The following is a 22,184-nucleotide window of genomic DNA, read 5'->3' on the forward strand; positions in this document are numbered from 1 at the left end:
CAGGCGACTGTGTCACAAACGGTGCAGAACGGAACATGCTGAAGTGGGCGACCCTCAAGTGGGTGGCTGGCCGCGATGTCCAGGGCGCCAGCTGGGGGTTCGGCCTCGTGACCTGTCTTGGGGTGTTTGCTGCTTGGGTGCGCCTGCTCCCGTGGATGTTCGCGAGAGACATGCCATCGGCGGTGATTTGGCCGTTTGCGCGCGTGTTGCTCGCTTCTGGCCTCGAGTTGGCGCTTCAAGTGGGAGTGCCCTTGGGCTGGCTAGTGGGATGGATTCTCGCGGTTGAGCGGGGTGAGCTGCGCGCTTTGGGAGCGCTCGGGCTTCGACCGTCCGGGCTCGCTTGGCGAAGCGCAGTGGGGCTTAGCGCACTCGCCCTGTGTGTGGCTTGCGCGACTCGGCTGCTGAGTGGTCCAGTGGACAGCGCTCCCAGCCGGGTGCTGAGTGAGTTCGTCACTGCGGGACAGCGGTTTTGCGATGGCCACCCCGGCGAAGTCGCGAGGATCCCTGTTGGCGGCTTGGTCGAACACTGTGACTCCCGGCGCGTCGTCGGCCGCATCCCCGGCTCGCGGCCAGCTTGGTTTGCGATTTCGGATCCGCGGCAAGTCTCCTCGTCGGAGTTCGAGCTGGGGGCGAGCGAGTGGCTGGTCCAGAGCGCCGACGATCGTTGGATCCACGTTGACGTGGGGCGCGTGCGGGTGCGGGGGTTCGTCGCACCCAAGGCGATGGTTCGAGGGTGGGGGCGCACGCTCGGGCTCGCGGCGAGCGGCGGCTTGATGGCCTGGTTTCTGCTGCCGTTGCTCCACACGCTGCGGTCGCGAGGCGTTCTGGTGGTCTGCGCGTTGACCAGTGTGCTCGGCGTGGTGGTTCTGAAAGAGGTGGATCGACGGGCGCTTCCAAGCATCGCTTACGGGTTGCTGCCGATCCTCGCGTGCCTTGGCTGGATCAGTGCGCTGCTCCTGGATCGGCTCCAAACGAGGCTGCTTTCCCGGTGATTGCCCGACTCGCGGCGGGGTGATAGGGAACAGCTCCCCAAATCGAGCCGCCCGGACTTGGGCGGCAGGGAGAAATCATGAGTGTTGGCCCCTGGCAAATCGTCTTGATCGCCCTCGTTGTGCTGGTGCTGTTTGGTGCTAGCCGGCTCGGGGACATCGGCAAGGGCCTTGGAGAAGGCATCCGCAATTTCAAGAAGGGGATCGCGGGTGAGGACGAGGAGGAAGAGCCGTCCAAAGAACCCAAGGAACCGAAGCAACTCACCGAAGGCAGCGGTGCCAAGAGTTCCTCGAAGAGCAAGCAAGAGGAGAACAGCTAGGCGTGGCGAGGGGGGTTGCGGCGCGGCTCGACCGGGTTCCCGCGTCGGCCACTCTGGCGATGAACGCGCGGGTGGAGGAGCTGCGCGCGGCGGGAAAGCCGATCCTCGACTTTGGCGTAGGCGAGGCGGATTTCGAGCCCCCAGCCGCAGTGCTCGAGGCCGCGCGCGATGCGCTGCATCACGCGAATCACTACGCGCCGGTGGCGGGCACGGACGAGCTTCGAAGCGTCATAGCGCAGACATCCGAGCGTGACCGGGGGTTCGCGGCGAAGGCGTCTCAGGTGGTGGTTTCGTTCGGCGCGAAACAGGCGCTCTTCAATAGCCTGATGATGCTGCTGGATCCGGGAGACGAGGTGCTCGTTCCGGCGCCCTACTGGGTGAGTCACCCAGCACAGGTGGAGCTGCTGGGTGGTGTTCCGCGCGTCATTCATGCCCGGAAGGAAGACGGCTGGAAGATCCGCCCGGAAGCGCTCGAGCGGTCGATCTCCCCACGCTCGAAGGCGTTGATCTTGTGTTCCCCGGCCAACCCTACCGGTGCGACCTACTCGTCGGAAGAACTCAGCGACTTGGCGGGGGTGCTGAAGGCGCATGACCTCTACGTGCTTTCGGCTGAGGGGTACCACGCCTTCACCTACTCCAAGCCCCACGCTTCGATTGTGAACGCGGCACCAGAGCTTGCGGAGCGCACGTTGATCATCGATGGCATCAGCAAGACCTACGGGTTGGCGGGCTGGCGGGTGGGGTGGACCATCGCGCCGAAGCGCTTGGCGCGTTCGCTCGAGAAGATACAGAGCCAATCCACTTCCGGTGTGAGCGTGGTGGCGCAGGCTGTCGCCGCCTGCGCGCTATCGGGCTCTCAAAGCGTCGTGGAGGCCGCACGGTCCGCATACGAGGCAACCCGGAAAGTGCTGGCGTCCGGTCTGGACGCTATCGATGGGATCAGCTGCTCTGTTCCCGAGGGCGGGATCTACGTCCTACCGGAGATCAGTGGGCTCTACGGTATTCAGCACCAAGGGCGCGAACTTGCCTCGGCGCGAGACGTTGCCTTGTGGTTGCTCGACACCGCCCACGTCGTGTGTATCGACGGCGACGCCTTCGGCGCGCCCAATCACGTGCGCTTCACCCAGACAACTGATTCCGCGAGGATTCAGCGAGCCCTCGAAGCAATCCGGGCGGCGGTGGCTGGCGCGCGCAGGGATCCCTGAAGCACCCGCGCCTGTCCTCACGCTTCGTTCAGCCTTCGCTGCTCCGCTAGCGCAACCACAAGAGGCCAATCCAGCCAGCCAGGAAGGCGAGCCCTCCGAACGGCGTGATGATCCCCAGCTTGGTGACGCCGCTCAGCGCCATCGCGTAGAGCGACCCGGAAAACAACACGATGCCCGCGGTCCAGCAGAGCGCGGGGAGCTGAATCGATACCTGTGCACTCCGGGCGTACAGAGCCAGCGCCAGCAGCGCCACTGCGTGGACCAGGTGGTAGTGGGCGCCGGTTTGGTAGGCGTCGAGCAGATTCGCCGCCACGCGATTGCGCAGGCCGTGAGCGCCGAACGCACCCGCAGCCACGGCGAGAAAACCAAGAATTCCTGAGAGTTTCAGCCAGGTCATGGAAGGTAGCGGTGCGACATTGCGGAGCTGGCCAGTGCGCCAGGGCTGGAGTATAGACTCGCCGAATCGCGTGCGTGCAGGCGCGATGATCAATCCACTCTGTTGTTCTCACCAGCATCCCGCGCACGTTCTCCAGCGTATGCTGCGTGCCACGCGCGAAAGCCGCGCCAATTGAGCCCGATGCGAGCGCCCACTACAGCGACCCTCAATCAGCTCCGCGAAGCGTCCGCACATCAAGCGGCGGCCGTCGAGATCCGTCTCGCGGATTCCGCTTTGGTCGACGCGGGGGTGAAGGCGCAGCTCAAGGCGCTGGTCGAGCTGACCAAGCCTGGTGTTACCCGCCTGGTCATGGTGACGGCACTCTGCGGCGCGTTGGCGGCACCGGCGGAGATCCAGTGGTTGAAGGTGCTGGTCGCGCTGTTCGGGACAGTGCTCGTCGTTGCTTCAGCGAACGCCCTGAACATGTTCCTCGAGCGGGACGTCGACGCGAAGATGACCCGTACCGCGACGCGTCCGCTGCCTAGCGGCCGCATCTCGCCGGAGCTGGCGTTCCGCTTTGGTCTCGGTCTAGCCGCCGTCGGCCTGCCGTTGCTCACCTTCGCGGTGAACCCCGCTAGCGGCTTGCTCGCTGCGTTGGCGCTGGTGAGCTACGTCGCGATCTACACGCCGCTCAAGCGCGCAAGCGACTTTGCTCTGCACGTCGGCGCGGTGCCGGGTGCCCTCCCCCCCGTGATCGGCTATGCGGCGGTGACCGGTTCCGTCGGGAAAGAAGCGCTGCTGCTGTTCGCCATTCTCTTGGTCTGGCAGCTGCCGCATTTCGCAGCCATCACCATCTTCCGCCGTTCTGAATATGCGCGCGCCGGGTTGAAGGTGATCGCCGTCCAACGCGGAGTCGCTGGCGCCAAGCGCTTCATCATCTTTCATTCCTTGATGCTGCTCCTCGTGAGCCTCGCACCTACGGTGTTGGGTGTTGCCGGCTGGTCCTACTTCGCCATCGCTGCCGTCGCGGGTCTGTTGTTCGTAGCGCTGGGCTTGCACGGCGCAGGCTTCTTTGGCCGCCGCGTCGCGGACGATGATCGCTGGGCAAAGGTGCTCTTCTTCTCCTCGATGCCTTACCTGGTCGTGCTCTACGCGGCGCTGGTGATCAGCATCAGCGCTTGAGCTGGGGTGAGGAGATGAGCACGCTGCGAGTTCTGGCATCCAGGGCTCCGCGATGTGTTGCTCGCTGCGGCTTCGCCGCTGCGCTGTTGCTGTTGGGGGCGCTGGGGAGTGGTTGCCGCCACAAGGAGAAGACGCCGGTCGAGCGCGGGCAGGGGATCTTCATTCGCACCTGTGCTGGCTGCCACGGCACCGATGGTCGCGGGGGCACGACGCGAACGGGGTTCGCCACGCCGCCGAAGGACCTGACGGATCCAGCCCTCCACAGCCGCCTGGGACGCGACGGCATCAAACACACGATTGAGGTTGGCAACGGCGACATGCCCGCCTTTGGCGCGCTGATGGCTCCAGAGGACATCGACGCGCTGGTTGCCTATATCGAGAGCATCAAGCGCTAGCAGCTAACCCCGATTGGCGCGGGGCTCGAGGGCGAGCTCGCTGGACTTGTCTCCATGCGGAACTGCGGCGAGCGGGGCCAACAACGCGGCCAAGAGCAGACTCATCGCACACAACGGAATATCCGTCGAACCGCGGGCTAGTATCGCTAGAGCGATCACCACGCCCGAGAGCTTGCGCTCGGCGCCTTGCAACAGCGCGCCCGCAGCCAAGGCAAAGGCCAGCACCTCGATGCCAGCTCGCACCGTTTGGGGGACGAGGGGAGCGGGATGCTGGGTCAGCTCGGTGAGCGCGCGATCCGCGATCACGGCGAACAAGCTTGCGTCCGGGGCAGAACCGGATGCCGCCGCTCCAACCAACAGCACGGACAGCAGTGTACCCACCGCGAGCACCGTGGCGCCGACTCGCGGCTTCGGGACCCACAGCCACAACACGCTCAAAACCAACGCGCCAACATCGAACAGCATGCCGATGGTTGCGACTCCTCGAGCCACGCCGAAGAGTGACACCAACGCGTTGTCCGATGCGTAGATGGCGAGCGCGCGCGCGACAGTATGTGTCAACGCGCTCAGCCCAGCCGCGAGCAGGACCAACGCGGCGCCTCGCGAGCGTGGAGTGCGCAGCGCAGGCAGGCTCGACCAAAACGCGAGGATGCTGGTGACCAATGCTACCACCAGGACCGAATCCGCGCGGATACGGTGTCGGTGTGCAGTCATGACGACTGTCAGCGTGCCCGCCCCAAACACCGCCATTAGCAAGCGATAGACGATGCCTAGGCCGTTCTGTTTGAGGTTCGTTAGGAGCAAGACCACCGTCGTGACCGTGCCCACCAGGAGCGCCGCCTGGCTAAAGACCGCACCGAAGCGATCTCCCCAGGTGATCCAGCGCTCGAATCCAGCGCGGGCCCCCGGGAGGGCCGGCGCCAGGGCGCGGCCAAAAACGCTCGCGAGGAGCAGCAGCCAGCCGACCAGCGCGGCCATGGGTAGAGCAGGCGGCGCCGTTAGGTCCCGGGCATCGACCCTTGACCGGGTGACTTCCGGTGCTCCCTCGGGTCGGTTGTCGGAGGCGGGCAGCGAGGGTGGCGCGGCTTCGTCTGCGGCGTCCGGCTTGGACTCCACCTGGTCAGGCTCTCCGGGGGAAGGCACAGGCAAACGCTAGTGGCCTCCGGCGCAGCTGACCAGTTTTGTCGGTCGATGCTTGGGACTTCTCGGGTTGGCGGAGAGCGGCTCAGTCGCGAGAAGCGTGCTCTTGGGGCGGCTCGAGCTCGAGGGGCAACCACGGCTCATCGGGCATGAGCAGCTCTTCAGGCAGCCACAAGGAACCAGTGCGCCCAGGCCCCTCTTCGCGCGGGCCGAACTTGGGCGGCTGCACACTTGGGGGCTTGCTCCCCGGAGCGGCCTTCAAGATGAAGGGGCGCGCGAAGTAGGTGGAGCACGCGTACCAGGGGTCTCGATAGAACTCCCAGTGCAGGTACACGTTGCCATCGGGGGAAACGATCGCGCTTGGGGGCGCTCCGAATGGAGACGCTCGCTTCACGGCTTCCAGTGCGGCGACGTCGAACGCCGTTACGCCGCTCGAGCGCGTGACGCCCATGTCCACCAGTCGCCCGTCGGTACGACTCACGATGATCTCGAGGTTCGTGCGCAAATCGGGGCGGTTCATCGGGTGATCGTTCGGGAGTCGAGACAACGACGCCAGGAACGAATCAGCGAACACCGGGTGCAGCCGATTGTGGATCTCGTTGAGGTAGCGCGCGAAGGGCACGCGAGCCGTGTTCAGCGCTGTCTGGTTACCCGGCTTGACCTTCGCAACGTAGTTCTCGATGGCGCTCTTCCAGCGTTCGAGGCCCACCGCCTTCCAGGTACCGCGGTGTTTGCTGCGCCGCCGCTCGCCGTCGAGCTTGCGAAGGCGTGCGAGCTCACCTCGGCCCATCACGTCCAGCGCTGAGTCCTGCTGCAGGTTCAAGTTGATCCCGTCTTTCGTCTTCCCGCCGGCGCCGAAGCCGAGCAGTCGGTTCTTCCGGCGCGGAGGGGGAAGACGCTTCTTGCGGGCCTTGTGTCCCTTTTTCGCCTTCTTGGCTTTGCGACCTGGCGCGACCGGATCGCTTCCGTCGGGAGACGTCATGAGGTCCGGTGAGCCATCCACGGCCTTGGAGCCTTTTTCCTCTTCTTGACCGGCGGAGGCGGCCTTGGCCTTGCTCTCGGAGTCTTCCTTGCCCTTGTCGCGTCCTTCCTTCTGCTCCGGGTCGGCCTTCTGCTTGTGCACCAGATCGTCGCGTCCGCTGCCCGCGACGCGTGGAGTGGCGCTGGCTTCTTCACCGGGCTTCGGTGTGGTGGCCTTGTCGTTGGGCGCCTGGGCCATTTCCCCAGGGGAATCCTCCGACTGCTTTACGACGGACTCTTCGGCGTTACCGGGGTTGTCTGCGGCGCTGGAGTGCGTCGCTCCCGGGTTGGGTTCCGGATCGTTCTTATCCGTCGAGGTGATGCGAGCCTGGGTTTGCTCCGCAACCTTGCGCGCCTTTTCAGCGATGAACTCGGCGTCGGGGTTGTCCTCTTCGTCCTGCTCTTGGTGCTGCTGGACAGCCACCCGATTCTTCGGATCCGGAAGCTGCTGGGGCTTCTGCTTCTCCTCTTCAGGAGCCTTCTTCTCTTCCGGCTTCTTCTTCTCGACGACCTTCTTCTCAGGCTCCGGAGGTGGCGGCTTGGGCTTCTCCGGATCGTCGGGCAAGGGCACCTCGGGGTTGTCCTTCGGCTTCTCCTGGCTCTTCTCTTTCGGCTCGGCTTCATCTTCCGGGGTCTGGTCGTCGTCCTTCGCTGGTGTGGGATCCTCCCTGGGGATCTCTAGCAGGGAGACCTCAAGCTCATTTGCTCCGCTGCCCGAGCCGAAGTAGCCCCCGACGCGATCGGCGAAGAGCCCCACATCGAGCTGCTGCTCAATGACCTTGTTCCCGACCTCCGCCGAGCCAGCCCAGACCATGTGGGCCACGATCGCCGCAGCCACCCATAGCCCCAAAGGGATGGCGATGACTGATGTGGGATAGGCCTCGCGCTTCATGTTGGACCGAGCACAGCCCGCAGCCGCGGAGACACCGCACGAGCCATGAGAGTTCTAATGCCCTCGGGAGGAAAACCTAACACCCGCCCTCGCCCCCAGCAACGAGCGGCGGTGGACGCGACTTGGCCCCACGGGGCCGTGCGGACGGCCTCAACCCGGCGCGTCTCGCAAGCGCGCCTCAGTGGGCTCTAGTGCACGCGTCACAGCTTCGTAATCGACGCGAAATGCTCGGCGATTTCGGAGGCTTCCCAGATCCCGTCGGAGCCCTCTTTGAACCGCCCGGGGCTCTCCACGACTTTGTAGACGGCGAGCTTGCCACCGGCAACGGTCAGCACTTGACCCGTCACCTCCCGGCTCAAGTCGCTCCCGAGGAACAAGTGCACGGGCGCCACGTGGTCCGGCGTCATGCTGTCCACCTTCGCGAACATGGGCAGGTCTTCCGTCATGCGCGTCTTGGCGATCGGTGCAACCGCGTTCACTCGGATCTCGAAGCGCTGGAGTTCGATCGACGCCGTGCGCGTCAACCCGTAGATGCCAGCCTTTGCCGCCGAGTAGTTCGTCTGTCCAAAGTTGCCCAACATACCCGAGACGCTGGTGGTGTTGATGATGCTCCCGCCACCACCCTGGGCCCGCAGTTGCCGTGCGGCAACTTGCGTGCACAAGAAGCTACCCTTCAGGTGCACGTCGATCACGGCGTCCCAGTCGCTCTCCTCCAGCTTGAGTAGCGTCTTGTCCCGCAGGATACCGGCGTTGTTGATCCAGACATCGACCCGCCCGAACGCCTGGAGGGCGCTGTCCAAGATCCCCTGGGCACCGCTCGGCGTCGCGACGCTGTGAGCGTCTGCGACCGCTTCACCTCCACTCTCACGAATGCGTGCGACGACCTCATCTGCGGCGCTCGCGTCGCTGCCAGAACCATCGCGCGGGCCACCCAGGTCGTTCACGACGACCTTGGCGCCTTCCTTGGCCAGGAGCTCTGCAGTGGCGGCTCCAATGCCACCGCCTGCACCCGTGATCACCGCGACCTTGCCTTCCATCAACGACATGGCGCGCAGGATAGTGGCTACGGGACGCCCGGGCCACGTCGGATGCGACTCACCAGCTGAAGTGCAATCCCTGAAGCGTTTGGCTCTGGGTTTGGGGGTGAGGTGCGCCGCGGATCGCCAAGTCCAACAACAAGGCGACACCAACCCCCACGCCGGTCCCAATCACGTCCCAGGTGAGATCCTTCCAAGATGGGTCCCCTGCGCCGGTCGCGTCGTAGACTTCCTTGCCTATCCCAAGGCTCAAGGAGAGCGCGGCACCGGTCAGGGCACGAGCTCCGTACGAGTCAAAGAACAGCGCGCCTGCGCCGTAGCCTCCAGCACCTAACCCCGCGGAAACGCTGAAGTGAAGCGCCTTGTCTCGACCCCACCAGGGATCGGCGTCCGCAGCTCGCGCCGTGTTGCTGGCGAGCGTTGTGTTGCAGAGCGCCGCGAAGATGGCTGCGCCCCAGCGTGCTCGACGGTGCGTGGGGCGTTGGCTCACTTGCTAAGTCGCTCGAGCACGAGTGGGGTAGGCAGAGGCGCGCCACGTTTCACCGTGTACGCTGCGCGCACCCGCGCAGTGAGGGCCGCGGCGTCCTTCGGGCGTTGAACGTGGAGCCAGCAAAGCGTGTCTCCCGTTTTGATTTGATCCCCCCGGTTCTTCACGAGCTCGATGCCCACAGCGGGGTCGATGGTGTCCTCTTTGCGTTTGCGTCCCGCGCCAAGCTCAAGCGCACTCAAGCCTAGTTCGAGCGGGTCACACGCATGGATGAAGCCCGTCTTTTCGGCGGTCACGGCGATGCGGTGCTTCGCTACGGGCAGGCGGTCCGGCTCTTCGACGACGCGAGCGTCGCCTCCGTGAGCCTTGATCATCGCAGCGAAGGTCTTTCGACCAGCGCCGTTCTTGATCGCGCCATCGAGTAGCTTTCGCGCCTCTGAAGTGCGCTTGCAAGCACCACCAAGCACCAGCATCTCGGCGCCTAGGGCCAGGGTGAGTTCTAGCGTATCGGCCGGACCGGCGCCGTGGAGGATCTCGATCGCCTCGCGGGTCTCCAGGGAGTTGCCAATCGTGTTGCCAATCGGCGCGGACATATCGGTCAGCAGCGCTACGACTTGCTTGCCAGCTCCGCGGCCGACCCGCACTAGGGCCTTGGCTAAGTGCCGCGCGGAATCAAGATCCTTCATGAAGGCGCCACGGCCGACCTTGACGTCGAGGACCAGTCCATCGATGCCTTCCGCGAGCTTCTTTGAAAGGATGCTGGCGACGATCAACGGAATGCACTCGACGGTGCCCGTCACATCGCGCAGCGCGTAGATGCGGCGATCAGCCGGGGCTAGGTGCTCCGTTTGTCCGATCATCGACGTGCCGACTTCGCGCACCGTCTTTTCGAAGCGCTTCGTGTCGAGATCGACTCGATACCCAGCAATCGCTTCGAGCTTGTCCAGAGTGCCACCGGTATGACCTAACCCCCGCCCGGAAATCATGGGGACAGCGACCCCGCAGGCCGCGACCAACGGCGCGAGGCAGATGCTGATCTTGTCTCCAACGCCGCCCGTGGAGTGCTTGTCGACCTTGGTCGCCTTCACGCTCGATAGTTCGAGCACGTCGCCGGAGCGCAGCATCGCTTGAGTGAGCGTCACTGTTTCCTTGTCGCTCAAGCCCCGTAGGAACGCTGCCATGAGCCAGGCGCTCATCTGGTAGTCCGCGACTTCACCCTTCAGGTAGCCGTTGATCAGCGACTGGATTTCTTCCGGGGGATGCTCTTTGCCATCCCGCTTCTTGATGATCAGCTCGACCGGCGTCATGGCGCGCATCCTACACCGCTGAATCCGCAAGGCACGGATCGCGTGCTCCGGGTGCGATCTGCGGGGGCACAAAAGCCAACTGGCCGGTGGAATCCACCGGCCAGTCGTTGCTTGAGGGTTCGACTCGGGACTACTACTGCGGGTTCTGGTCGAAGCAGCAGCGGAACCCCACGTCGAACAGCTTGAACGACGAGTCGACGGTGTAGAAGCTGAAGTTACAGCTCGCGCCGTCCTCCGACTGCGTGTTGAACGCACCGCCCATCAGACTGAACAAGCAGTTCGGGTCGGAGGGGTTCTCCGGCGTGCAGGCGTTGCTCGCGCTGGTCGTGCGGTTCCACGTGATCTCGCGCAGGTTGCCCATGATGTCGAAGAAGTCGAGGGAGCCGCTGTAGTCCGCTCGGCAGTTCTGCAGCGTGGGTGACGCGGCTCCACCGGTGTAGGCGGTTGGTAGCAAGCCATCCGTCACACCGTTGCCAGCGTTGCCGTCCCAGTCGTAGGGGCCGATGTTGCAGTGAGGGTTACCCTGGGGATACGACCCGTTCGAGGTGCAAGCACTTGCCGGGGCGTAGCCGCGGGTACAGGTACCGCTCGGGCCACGGCAACCAGTGCGCCACTCGGGGAAGGTGCATAGCCGGCCGCCGACTGCGGCGCAGGTCTGTGCGGCCTCAGACGGGGTGACGTTGAACCACGGCACCACACCAGGGACGGAGCAGGCGAGGGTCTCGTCTGCGGTCTCCGTGCTCGGCGGGTTGGTGTGCCAACCATTGCCGGTGCCAGGGTTCGTCGACGTAGCACCCGGTCGAGACGCTTCGTACATGTACATGTACTTGCCGCCACCGATCGAAGCCACCGCGGGAGCTACGTGGCGAGGGTCGCTACCCGGCGCGTTGTAGGTCTCGTCGATGTCACCGTCACAGTCGTTGTCCTTGCCGTCGCAGAGCTCTGCGCTGGCGAGGGTCGTGTTCTTCACCGCGGTGCACTTGGTCTGAGCGGCGTTACCTGGATCACACTGATAGGTGCCCGAGGTGCGGCAGATGCCGTGGCTGGTCGCGGTGCCATCGTCGCTGAAGCAGGCCTTGCCCACGTAGTTGCCCGTGGGGCCAACGACTGCGAGCTGGAAGTCGTCGTCGATGGTGCCGTTGCAGTTGTCATCCCTGGTGTTGCATGTGTTGTCCGGGCTGCTGCAGTAGTCCGGGAAGGCACCCGTGCAGTAGCCGGACGGGAACGCACAGCGCCAGGAGCCGGACTGGCAATTCACCGCGACGTTCGTGGTGCAGTTCGGGTCCGTGGCAGCTGGGCTCACGCCGCAGACCTGAGCCGCCGTGGGCTTGTTCGCTGGGGCGACGTTGTCGACCTGGCAGTCGCAGTTGTCATCGATGCCGTTGCAGAGCTCCGTTGCGCCGGAGCTACCGGAGCAGGCCGTCTCGCAGTCGTTCGCCGCGCCCGAGCACTCGATGAAGCCGCTCTTGCAGCCCGCGAAGGCGCAGGTACCTGCGTTGCAGGTCCAGTTGCCGTTACCGCCAGCCAGCGCGAAGCAGTCGCGGCCACACTGACCGCAGTTGCGGACGTCGTTCTGCAGGTCCGGCTGGCTGCTCAGGGTGCCGTCGCAGTTTGCGTCCACACCACAGGTGTCAGTCGTGGAGGTTGCCTTGACGGAGCCGTTGCACACTGGGCTGCCGCCTTGGCAGCGCAAGATGCCCGACCTGCACGGCGTGGTAGCGCCGGGAGGTGCAGCGGGTGGAACGTCACACGTGACTCCCATTCCGACCGCATCCGACGTGCAGAGGTTGTTCACGCAAGTTGCACCGCCGCTGCATTGAGCGTTGGTGGTGCAGGGGGTGGCGGGAGTGACCACGACGCCGTCGATGACACCGTCGCAGTTGTCGTCGCGTCCGTTGCAGATATCCGGGGTGGGATCGACCGCGCCCTGACAGGACGGCGCGCCGCTGATGCACTGGATGGTTCCCGTGCGACACGAGCCGACGGAAGAACCACAGGTGCCGCCCACGTCGATCGGTGAGTCGTCGATCTGGTTGTCGCAGTCGTCGTCCTTGCCGTTGCAGGTCTCCTGGATATCACCCGGGCGAAGGACGAAGGGAGCGGAGTCGCCCTTGCAGATGCCGTTGCGAACGCCCGTCGCGGGGAAGTTCGGGTTGGTCGCCGTCTTCTGATCCGAGCTGGTGTCGCAGCAAGTGATGCTGCCACCGATGCACTTGCTCTTGCCCTTGTGCGAGGCGGTCGAGCACTCACCAGAGGCGCCACCGAAGCACTCCGCGCCGACGTTGGTGTCGTCAGTCTCGAGGCTCGGGTCGGCGTTGTCGATCAAGCCGTCGCAGTCGTTGTCGATGCCGTCGCAGACTTCGGGGCCCGGCGTCGCCACGGAGCACTGATACTCGCAGCCGTTGTCGGGGGAGCCGTCGACGTCGTAGAAGCCCGGATCGCACTGATCGATTTGGCACTTCGTGTTGGTCTCGTCGCAGGTCCCTCCCGAGCCAGCGGTGGTCTCGCACTTGGCGGTGCCGTTCGGAATCACGCACTTCTTCCCGCAGCGACCGCAATTGAGCACGTCGTTGCAGGTGTTTACGTCCTCGTCGACGGTGCCATCGCAGTCATCGTCGCGACCGCAGACCTGAGCGGTGGTTCCGCCGCTGTCCGTGGTGACGGTGCCGTCGGGGTTCCACGGACAGTAGTACTCGCAACCGTCCTTTGGGTCCCCGTTGAGGTCGTAGAACTCAGACTCGCACTTCTCGTAGGTGCAAGTGCCCGCTTGCGAGCCGTCGGTGACCGACGGTGGATTGCAGCCGGGATTGACCAAGTGCTCACCTAGGGTGCAGTTGGTGGCGCAGTTGCCGCAGTTTTGCGGTCGCGTGTAATCGATGTTCTCATCGATCTCACCGTTGCAGTTGTCGTCGAGCCCGTTGCAGAGTTCCTGATCGAGGCAACCATCCGGCTTCGCCGCATCGTTACCGCCATCGACCTGGATGAAGCCACCCGTGCCGGAGTCGATGCCAAAGCCATCGAGGTTACCAGCGTCAGCGCTGGTACCACCGCTGCCGCCGTTGTTCTTTCCGTCACCGTCACACTGGTCGAAGCAATAGCTCTCAGTCGCGCAGCCCATCATCCCGGTGAGCGCAGTCGCTCCGGCAATCAGGAGTGCGGTCCAAACGTGGGGTCTCATTTCGAGGCTCCTTCCGACTTTTGCGCGCCAAAGGGACGCCGTTTGCGGCGTCGCATCCAAACAAGAGCCAGACCGAGTCCCGCGAAGGCCAGTCCAGCGGAATTTCCACGCTGATTCACGCGGCAGGCACAGCCGCCGCCGCCAGTTGCCAGACCCCAGACGCCCTTGGGCGCTTCCGAGGAGTTCCCAGCGTTGCCAGCATTGCCCGCGTTGCCACCTGTGGCTCCGGCGCTGCCCGCGGTTCCGCCGTTGCCACCAGTTCCGCCGTTGCCGGCGCCACCTGTTGCACCGGTTCCGCCAGTACCGGCGGTCTCGGTGTAGCAGTCCCCCTCGCGACACTCCTGACCGGTGGGACAGAGCACACCGGCACAGGGGTCGTCACCACACGAGCCATCGATGGGATCGCAGGTGCTTCCGTCGTCGCAGAATGGATTGACGCAGGAGCTGTCGGCGCATGCAAAGCCTGTGTCCGCATCTCCCTTGCAGACCTGACCTGCGGGGCAGTCGGTGCCACAGCCGGTGGGCTCACAGGTGCCTCCCTTGCAGACTTCGCCTGCGGGGCAGGAGACTTCAGCGCAGGAGCCGGTGCAGGTGGCGTCAGTGAAGGTGCCGTTGGGCTTGCAGACTTCGCCCGGCTGACAGGGATTGGGATCGCACGGGTCATCGACACAGGCGCCGTTGTGACAGGCGAGCCCACCGGTGCATCCGAAGAAGTTGCAGTTGGTGTCGGGTCGACACTCGCCAGCGAATCTTCCGTAGGGAACACACTGCTGTCCGTCGGGACAGGCGATGCCGTAGCAGGGGCCTTGGCATCCCGCTTGTCCCTTGCACTCACAGACGGGGACGGTGCGCCCGCCGATGGTCGGCGTGCCTTCGGGTCCGCAGGCGAGCGAGCCATTGGTGTTGAAGGTGGTCTTGGTGGTGCAATCTCCGCAGGGATCCGAGACACAGAAGTCCCCGGCGGACGTGTCAGTGCCAGAGCGGTCGACATTCTTGCAGTCGGAGCCGGTGGGGCACTTGAATTCGCCCGAGCCGCAGGGCTCGGCGCACTGGCAGTTGCCCGCGCTAGCTTCGACACAGGTCTTGCCAGGGTTACACAGAGCTTGCTCGTTGGGGCTCGCGTCCTCGTCGATCTGTCCGTCGCAGTCGTTGTCTAGACAGTCGCAGGTTTCAGGCTGCGGCCCGACGCCACCGGAGCAGACCACCGAGCCCTGGACGCAGGCGAGCTTGCCCGGTGAGCACTCGCCTTCGGAGACACCACAGGCGTCACCGATCTTGCGGGTTGGGTCGTTGGGATCGGTCGTGCCGTCGATGCCGTCCGGCGCGGGTCCTGCTTCATCGACCTGGCCATCGCAGTCGTTGTCCTTGCCATCGCAGACTTCGGGGGTCGGGCCGATGCCTCCGTTGCAGATGAGGTTGCCGGAGCCTTGGGTGTCGCACGCGAGCACACCAGGTCGGCACTCACCCTGGTCGCGGTTACCTGGGTAGAGAGTGGTGTCGTAGGTGGCGTTGCAGGCGTTTCCGAGCGGAATGCCGTTGTCGATCTGGTTGTCGCAGTCGTTGTCCTTGCCGTCGCAGGTTTCTGCGACTGGTCCTTGCCCGCCTTGGCACTTGAGGGTGCCGTTGTCGCAGACGTTGACGCCCTTGGAGCACTCCCCGGTGTCGATGCCGCAGCTATCTCCGACCGGTGAGCCGAGGGCGTCGTCGGACTGCCCGTTGCAGTCGTTGTCGGCGCCGTCGCAGACCTCGCTGGATGGCACGGTGCCCCCTGAGCAGGCCCATCCGTTGAGTCCGTCACAGACGAGTGTGCCGGTCTGACAGGGTGAGGTGAGCGTGCCGTTGCCTTGGCAGGTTGCGCCGGGAGGCGGACACCAGGCGAGTCCTTGATGCTGACAGCTGGGCGGCGGGGTGCAGCCGGTGGGGCTGGTATTCCAACAGGCGGAGTTGGTGGGCGCATCCATGAGGGGCGCGTCGTCGGTGATGCCGTTGCAGTCGTCGTCGACGCCGTTGCAGACCTCGGGCGCGGGCGGGCTGCCGCCGGAGCAGACGAGGACACCACCCACGCAGTCGGTCAGGCCCTTCTGGCACTGGCCAGCGTTGGTGCCGCACTCGTTGCCTTCGCCGGGGAGCGTGCCCTCATCGACGCTGCCATCGCAGTCGTTGTCGATGCCGTCACAGATCTCCGTGCTGGGGCCAACGTATCCGGTGCAGGTGCCGTTGCAAGGCCTGGTGCCGCGCTTGCACTGGGAGTTGGGGCCGTAGTTGAGGCCCGGCATACCCGGTACGTCACACGCGGTGGGCGCGACCTCGTCGATCTGGTTGTCGCAGTCGTTGTCGAGGCCGTCGCAGATCTCCGTCGCGGGGACGGCGGAGCAGGTGGTGAGCCTTGGAGCAGGATGTCCCGGTAGACAGCCGTTGGGGGTGGAGACGGTGCCACCCGCGGGGCACGAGCGGACACCGGCGCAGTTAGCCGGCGGGCTGAATCCGCAGGGAACAGCGGCGATGCCTTCATCGACCTGCCCGTCGCAGTCGTTGTCACAGCCATCGCAGATCTCGGCTGAGGGAACACACTGAGAGCAACCTGGCAGCGAGAAGGGGGCTGAAGAGCCGGAGGCGTTGTCGACGATGCCGTCGCAGTTGTCGTCGACGCCGTTGCAGGTCTCAGGCATCGGACAGCAGACGGGATCGCCGAAGCCCTCGTCAGTCTGTCCATCGCAGTTGTCGTCGGCACCGTTGCACTGCTCCCCGGCGTTGGGGCAGAGGCCGAGGGTCGGGTTAGCCGACTGCGCTGAGGTCACGCAGGGGATCTTGGTGACGTCGGGGGTGCCGTTGGCGACGGAGGTGGCGTACTGCGAGAGGCAGGTGGCGCGGCTGCCCGTGCAGCAGTCCGTGCGCGTGTTGCAGTAGTGCGCGTACCCTTCGTCGATGCAACCGTTGCAGTTATCGTCGACGTTGTTGCAGTTTTCCGGGCGGATTGCCGAGGAGATGATGGTCGCCAAAGCGACGGAGAGCGTCGTCTCGTCCGTGGCGAACAGCGACGCGGTGGTACCGCCAGCAGCGGCGATCGCGTCCGTGTTTGCCTGCGTCCCGCCGGCGAAGTTGATCACGTGGGTGCGGATCTTGAAGGTCTTGCCCCCCACGCTGACGCCGGTGGCGTAGAGCGCTTGCGCAGCACTCACGGCGTTGGCTTGGGAGTCACACGTCTCGTCACCGTCAGTGATCAGGATGACGTTGACGTCGCGGCAAGAGGTGCCGCCGTTCACGCCGGTCCCCGCGCGGTCCTGAGAAGCTAGAGGGGTGTTGTACGTCACACTGCCGTCGGGCGCCGTCCAGCTACTCGCGAAGTAGCGCCGCATGTCGCGCAGCATGCCGTTGAGCGGCGTCGAGCCCGACGCGTAGGTCTCCATGCCGTTGTTGCAGTTGTCGTCGAACCACGCGAGCACGCCATTGGTGTTGCTCGCCTGAGGGGGACTGTTCCAAAAGTCGTCCGTCTGCATCGGCACGCGAATGAAGGCGCCGGCTCGGGTCGTCGAGTTCCCTGGGCGCGGCCCACAACCCGCGCAGGTGCCTGCAGTGTCGATTTCCTCCTGGAAACAAAAGGTGTCACACTGGTAGTCGTCCGCGCCGCAGGTGCCGCCGGTGAACGGGTCGCAGTCGCTGTTGCACGCGCCCGCCGTTGGTCCGCAGTTCCCAATTGCGGTTGCGAATGTGGCTAGACCGAAGTTCACCTGACCTGAGAACGCCTGGACGGTCTGACGTAGCGCGCACTTCGCGTCGTTCATGCGGCTCGGGTTCTGACCGCAGGAGTTCAGCTGGTAGCCCGCAGCGTTTCTATTGCACTCCTGATCGTAGTTCGTGGGCGGCGTGGTGCAGGCAGTCATGGAGCCCGATGTGTCCACCGCCAGCATGAAGTAGGGCCGCGAGGCAGCGGGCCAGTCAGACGGGTTCGTCGAGCTGCAGCTCTGAGCCTGGGCTTGCGATGTCCAGCCAGCCAACACACCCAAGCTGGCTAACGCTGCGAGGGCCATCGGCCCTAAGCGTGAAGTGTTGTGTCCCACGTTTCGTCTCCCATCGCGTATCCGTGGACGAACTCCGAGCAGCAGCGCCGTAGCGCCCCCCGCGAGCCGTCCTCTGCCAAGCCTTACGAGGATCCCAAAATCTTCCCTCGGATTCCAGGCGAGTTTTCACTTTCCGCGCGTGGCGTTTGCGACTCTTCTGGCTAAGGGTCGTTGGCGTCCACCTCGAGACCGCAAGACGGCCAGAACTTTGGAAGCTTCAGGCCTTGCTCGCTCGCCTCGGTGAGTTCAGGCAGCGCGCGTCGACTCGAGCCGCTTCAACCGAGCCGCTTTAACCGAGCCGCTTTAACCGAGCCGCTTCAACCGAGCCGCTTCAACCGAGCGCGTGATCGGCGGCGATTGGGAGCAGCGGTTGACTCGAGCCGGGCTCGTCGCTGCTGAGCTGGTCTTCGTTGCCGTCCGGCTGGTCTTCGTTGCCGTCCGGCAGGTCTTCGTTGCCGTCCGGCAGTGTGTGGGAGCGAAGCGCACTCGCTCTCATCCTCACACGTCGATTCTCTTCAAAGCGCGCGGTCATCGACTTGAGCTGAAGCCCATGTCACCGCGGGCGCATGTCACTGAAGGTCAGAGGGCGGGGCTTTAGGATCGCTCGGCGTCGGTGCGGGCTGAAGCTGGTTCCGCGAACAACGGAACCAGCCTTCACGAGCCCACGCTCAGGCGCGCGCCGATTGGGAGCGACTACGGCGGCGGCGCACCAACCCAAAGAGGAGCAGACCGAGCCATAGACCCTGACGGGAACCGCCGGGTTGAGTGCGGCAAGCACAGCCGCCGCCGCCAGTTGCCAGACCCCAGATCCCCTTCGGCTCTTCCGCAGCGGTTCCAGCGTTGCCAGCATTGCCCGCGTTGCCACCTGTGGCTCCGGCGCTGCCCGCGGTTCCGCCGTTGCCACCAGTTCCGCCGTTGCCCGCGGTTCCGCCGGTACCACCGGTTCCGCCAGTACCGGCGGTCTCGGTGTAGCAGTCCCCCTCGCGACACTCCTGACCGGTGGGACAGAGCACACCGGCACAGGGGTCGTCACCACACGAGCCATCGATGGGATCGCAGGTGCTTCCGTCGTCGCAGAATGGATTGACGCAGGAGCTGTCGGCGCATGCAAAGCCTGTGTCCGCATCTCCCTTGCAGACCTGACCTGCGGGGCAGTCGGTGCCACAGCCGGTGGGCTCACAGGTGCCTCCCTTGCAGACTTCGCCTGCGGGGCAGGAGACTTCAGCGCAGGAGCCGGTGCAGGTGGCGTCAGTGAAGGTGCCGTTGGGCTTGCAGACTTCGCCCGGCTGACAGGGATTGGGATCGCACGGGTCATCGACACAGGCGCCGTTGTGACAGGCGAGCCCACCGGTGCATCCGAAGAAGTTGCAGTTGGTGTCGGGTCGACACTCGCCAGCGAATCTTCCGTAGGGAACACACTGCTGTCCGTCGGGACAGGCGATGCCGTAGCAGGGGCCTTGGCATCCCGCTTGTCCCTTGCACTCACAGACGGGGACGGTGCGCCCGCCGATGGTCGGCGTGCCTTCGGGTCCGCAGGCGAGCGAGCCATTGGTGTTGAAGGTGGTCTTGGTGGTGCAATCTCCGCAGGGATCCGAGACACAGAAGTCCCCGGCGGACGTGTCAGTGCCAGAGCGGTCGACATTCTTGCAGTCGGAGCCGGTGGGGCACTTGAATTCGCCCGAGCCGCAGGGCTCGGCGCACTGGCAGTTGCCCGCGCTAGCTTCGACACAGGTCTTGCCAGGGTTACACAGAGCTTGCTCGTTGGGGCTCGCGTCCTCGTCGATCTGTCCGTCGCAGTCGTTGTCTAGACAGTCGCAGGTTTCAGGCTGCGGCCCGACGCCACCGGAGCAGACCACCGAGCCCTGGACGCAGGCGAGCTTGCCCGGTGAGCACTCGCCTTCGGAGACACCACAGGCGTCACCGATCTTGCGGGTTGGGTCGTTGGGATCGGTCGTGCCGTCGATGCCGTCCGGCGCGGGTCCTGCTTCATCGACCTGGCCATCGCAGTCGTTGTCCTTGCCATCGCAGACTTCGGGGGTCGGGCCGATGCCTCCGTTGCAGATGAGGTTGCCGGAGCCTTGGGTGTCGCACGCGAGCACACCAGGTCGGCACTCACCCTGGTCGCGGTTACCTGGGTAGAGAGTGGTGTCGTAGGTGGCGTTGCAGGCGTTTCCGAGCGGAATGCCGTTGTCGATCTGGTTGTCGCAGTCGTTGTCCTTGCCGTCGCAGGTTTCTGCGACTGGTCCTTGACCGCCTTGGCACTTGAGGGTGCCGTTGTCGCAGACGTTGAGGCCCTTGGAGCACTCCCCGGTGTCGATGCCGCAGCTATCTCCGACCGGTGAGCCGAGGGCGTCGTCGGACTGCCCGTTGCAGTCGTTGTCGGCGCCGTCGCAGACCTCGCTGGAAGGCACGGTGCCCCCTGAGCAGGCCCATCCGTTGAGTCCGTCACAGACGAGTGTGCCGGTCTGACAGGGTGAGGTGAGCGTGCCGTTGCCTTGGCAGGTTGCGCCGGGAGGCGGACACCAGGCGAGGCCCTGATGCTGACAGCTGGGCGGCGGGGTGCAGCCGGTGGGGCTGGTATTCCAACAGGCGGAGTTGGTGGGCGCATCCATGAGGGGCGCGTCGTCGGTGATGCCGTTGCAGTCGTCGTCGACGCCGTTGCAGACCTCGGGCGCGGGCGGGCTGCCGCCGGAGCAGACGAGGACACCACCCACGCAGTCGGTCAGGCCCTTCTGGCACTGACCAGCGTTGGTGCCGCACTCGTTGCCTTCGCCGGGGAGCGTGCCCTCATCGACGCTGCCATCGCAGTCGTTGTCGATGCCGTCACAGATCTCCGCGCTGGGCCCAACGTATCCGGTGCAGGTGCCGTTGCAGGGCTTGGTGCCACGCTTGCACTGGGAGTTGGGGCCGTAATTGAGGCCTGGCATACCCGGTACGTCACACGCGGTGGGCGCGACCTCGTCGATCTGGTTGTCGCAGTCGTTGTCGAGGCCGTCGCAGATCTCCGTCGCGGGGACGGCGGAGCAGGTGGTGAGCCTTGGAGCAGGATGTCCCGGTAGACAGCCGTTGGGGGTGGAGACGGTGCCACCCGCGGGGCATGAGCGGACGCCGGCGCAGTTAGCCGGCGGGCTGAATCCGCAGGGAATAGCAGCGATGCCTTCATCGACCTGTCCGTCGCAGTCGTTGTCACAGCCGTCACAGATCTCGGCTGAGGGAACACACTGGGAGCAGCCTGGCAGGGAGAAGGGCGCCGAAGAGCCAGAGGCGTTGTCGACGATGCCGTCGCAGTTGTCGTCGACGCCGTTGCAGGTCTCAGGCATCGGGCAGCAGACGGGGTCGCCGAAGCCCTCGTCGGTCTGGCCGTCGCAGTTGTCGTCGGCGCCGTTGCACTGCTCACCGGCGTTGGGGCAGAGGCCGAGGGTTGGGTTAGCCGACTGCGCTGAGGTCACGCAGGGGATCTTGGTGACGTCGGGGGTGCCGTTGGCGACGGAGGTGGCGTACTGCGAGAGGCAGCTGGCGCGGCTGCCGGTGCAGCAGTCCGTGCGGGTGTTGCAGTAGTGGAAGTAGCCCTCGTCGATGCAGCCGTTGCAGTTGTCATCGACGTTGTTGCAGTTTTCCGGGCGGATTGCCGAGGAGATGATGGTCGCGAAGGCTTGCGCGAGGTCCACCTCGTTGCTGGCGACCAAGGCTGTCTTCGAATTGTTGAGCAGCCCATCGTCGCCGCGATCTGCAATCGGGTCTACCGCGCTAGCCGGCACCCCAGCGAAGCCGATGACGTGGGTGCGAATCGGCACGGTTGCGCCTCCAACCGTCGCCCCGGTGTTGAACAGATCGCGGGCAGCGTTGGCGGGGTTACCGCTGCACTGCTCGCTACCATCTGTAACCAGAATTACGTTGAGCGAACGGCAGGACGGGTCCTGCGAAGTGAGCGGGGTGGTCATCTCGAAGCCACTGCTCGCACACCAGCTATTTCCACCCCACGCCGAGTTGTAACCTCCGCGGTAGTACTCATGGACCGTCTGAAGCGCCCCGGCGATCGGTGTGCTGCCCGCAGCGAACAGCTCCCGGTTGTCGCACACGCCATCGAACCAGGCTAAGAGCCCCGACACGTTGGACGTGGGGGTATTGGCTCCCCACGGATTCGGATCTTGGAGCATGGGTACAACGACGCGTCCGCCCAGGTCCCAACCCGCAGCGAGGTTGGGGGGAGAGGCTGGCTCCGCTCCGCTGTTGCAGTCCATGTCAGTTGGACCACAACTGCTGCCGCCCAGCGAACAACCATTGCCCAAGTACGATTCACCGTTGTTCGCGTCTGCGCAATTGCTGCCGCTCGCAGTGGTGCAGCTGTCCACACACGCAGCGCCGTTGCAGCCGGTGAGCGTGCGGGAGAAGGTTGCCAAGCCGAAGTTCACCTGCCCTGCGAAGGCCTGAACGGTGTTGCGCAACGCACACTTCGCATCGTTGATGCGCGTGGGCTCCATGTTGCAGCTGTTCCTGGGCGCGTTCGATGCACACGAGTTTGGGTGTTGGTTGGCAAAACCCGGCGCGGAGCACGCGATCATGCTCCCCGACGTGTCGACGACGAGCATGAAGTAAGG

General features: G+C 65.0%; 15 protein-coding genes. 5 read left to right on the forward strand and 10 right to left on the reverse strand.

Features of this window, described 5'->3' with window-relative positions:
* Positions 1-35: 35 nt before the first annotated feature.
* From H6718_24005 to H6718_24015, 3 genes are all read left to right on the forward strand, one after another.
* Entirely contained in the window at positions 36-992 is a 957-nt protein-coding gene (locus H6718_24005) for a hypothetical protein (GenBank protein MCB9588494.1), read from the forward strand.
* Between the two features lie 77 nt (positions 993-1,069).
* Positions 1,070-1,309: a twin-arginine translocase TatA/TatE family subunit gene (tatA, locus tag H6718_24010; protein ID MCB9588495.1), complete on the forward strand. Its 240-nt coding sequence runs from the start codon at positions 1,070-1,072 to the stop codon at positions 1,307-1,309.
* 2 nt (positions 1,310-1,311) lie between these two features.
* On the forward strand, positions 1,312-2,514 hold the full coding sequence (locus tag H6718_24015; GenBank protein MCB9588496.1) for a pyridoxal phosphate-dependent aminotransferase: 1,203 nt from the start codon (positions 1,312-1,314) through the stop codon (positions 2,512-2,514).
* A gap of 46 nt (positions 2,515-2,560) precedes the next feature.
* Here the strand turns inward: H6718_24015 and H6718_24020 are convergent, their stop codons facing one another.
* Positions 2,561-2,911: a DUF423 domain-containing protein gene (locus tag H6718_24020; protein ID MCB9588497.1), complete on the reverse strand. Its 351-nt coding sequence runs from the start codon at positions 2,909-2,911 to the stop codon at positions 2,561-2,563.
* 180 nt (positions 2,912-3,091) lie between these two features.
* On the opposite strand from H6718_24020, the gene cyoE reads away from it, so the two are divergent.
* Both cyoE and H6718_24030 read left to right on the forward strand, forming a co-directional pair.
* Positions 3,092-4,072: a protoheme IX farnesyltransferase gene (gene cyoE / locus H6718_24025; GenBank protein ID MCB9588498.1), complete on the forward strand. Its 981-nt coding sequence runs from the start codon at positions 3,092-3,094 to the stop codon at positions 4,070-4,072.
* Positions 4,073-4,086: 14 nt separating this feature from the next.
* Positions 4,087-4,467: a cytochrome c gene (locus H6718_24030; protein ID MCB9588499.1), complete on the forward strand. Its 381-nt coding sequence runs from the start codon at positions 4,087-4,089 to the stop codon at positions 4,465-4,467.
* Positions 4,468-4,470: 3 nt separating this feature from the next.
* Here the strand turns inward: H6718_24030 and H6718_24035 are convergent, their stop codons facing one another.
* The 9 genes from H6718_24035 to H6718_24075 form a co-directional block, all read right to left on the reverse strand.
* Positions 4,471-5,610: a hypothetical protein gene (locus H6718_24035; GenBank protein ID MCB9588500.1), complete on the reverse strand. Its 1,140-nt coding sequence runs from the start codon at positions 5,608-5,610 to the stop codon at positions 4,471-4,473.
* An 82-nt stretch (positions 5,611-5,692) separates the two neighbouring features.
* Positions 5,693-7,519, reverse strand: coding sequence for a TonB family protein (locus H6718_24040; protein ID MCB9588501.1), 1,827 nt, complete (start codon positions 7,517-7,519; stop codon positions 5,693-5,695).
* A gap of 200 nt (positions 7,520-7,719) precedes the next feature.
* Positions 7,720-8,565, reverse strand: a complete 846-nt coding sequence (locus H6718_24045; GenBank protein ID MCB9588502.1) for an SDR family NAD(P)-dependent oxidoreductase — start codon at positions 8,563-8,565, stop codon at positions 7,720-7,722.
* A 49-nt stretch (positions 8,566-8,614) separates the two neighbouring features.
* Positions 8,615-9,046, reverse strand: a complete 432-nt coding sequence (locus tag H6718_24050; protein ID MCB9588503.1) for a hypothetical protein — start codon at positions 9,044-9,046, stop codon at positions 8,615-8,617.
* Complete coding sequence (locus tag H6718_24055) at positions 9,043-10,350, reverse strand: thymidine phosphorylase (protein ID MCB9588504.1); 1,308 nt, start codon at positions 10,348-10,350, stop codon at positions 9,043-9,045. Before H6718_24055 ends, H6718_24050 begins: the two co-directional genes overlap by 4 nt.
* Positions 10,351-10,483: 133 nt before the next feature.
* Positions 10,484-13,528, reverse strand: coding sequence for a hypothetical protein (locus tag H6718_24060; GenBank protein ID MCB9588505.1), 3,045 nt, complete (start codon positions 13,526-13,528; stop codon positions 10,484-10,486).
* Positions 13,525-17,556, reverse strand: a complete 4,032-nt coding sequence (locus H6718_24065) for a hypothetical protein (GenBank protein ID MCB9588506.1) — start codon at positions 17,554-17,556, stop codon at positions 13,525-13,527. The genes H6718_24060 and H6718_24065 overlap by 4 nt, the downstream gene beginning before the upstream one ends.
* Before the next feature lie 361 nt (positions 17,557-17,917).
* Positions 17,918-18,088, reverse strand: coding sequence for a hypothetical protein (locus H6718_24070; protein ID MCB9588507.1), 171 nt, complete (start codon positions 18,086-18,088; stop codon positions 17,918-17,920).
* Between the two features lie 166 nt (positions 18,089-18,254).
* Positions 18,255-22,067, reverse strand: coding sequence for a hypothetical protein (locus H6718_24075; GenBank protein MCB9588508.1), 3,813 nt, complete (start codon positions 22,065-22,067; stop codon positions 18,255-18,257).
* Between the last annotated feature and the right edge of the window lie 117 nt (positions 22,068-22,184).

The organism is Polyangiaceae bacterium, from assembly GCA_020633205.1.
Lineage (GTDB): Bacteria > Myxococcota_A > Polyangia > Polyangiales > Polyangiaceae > JAHBVY01.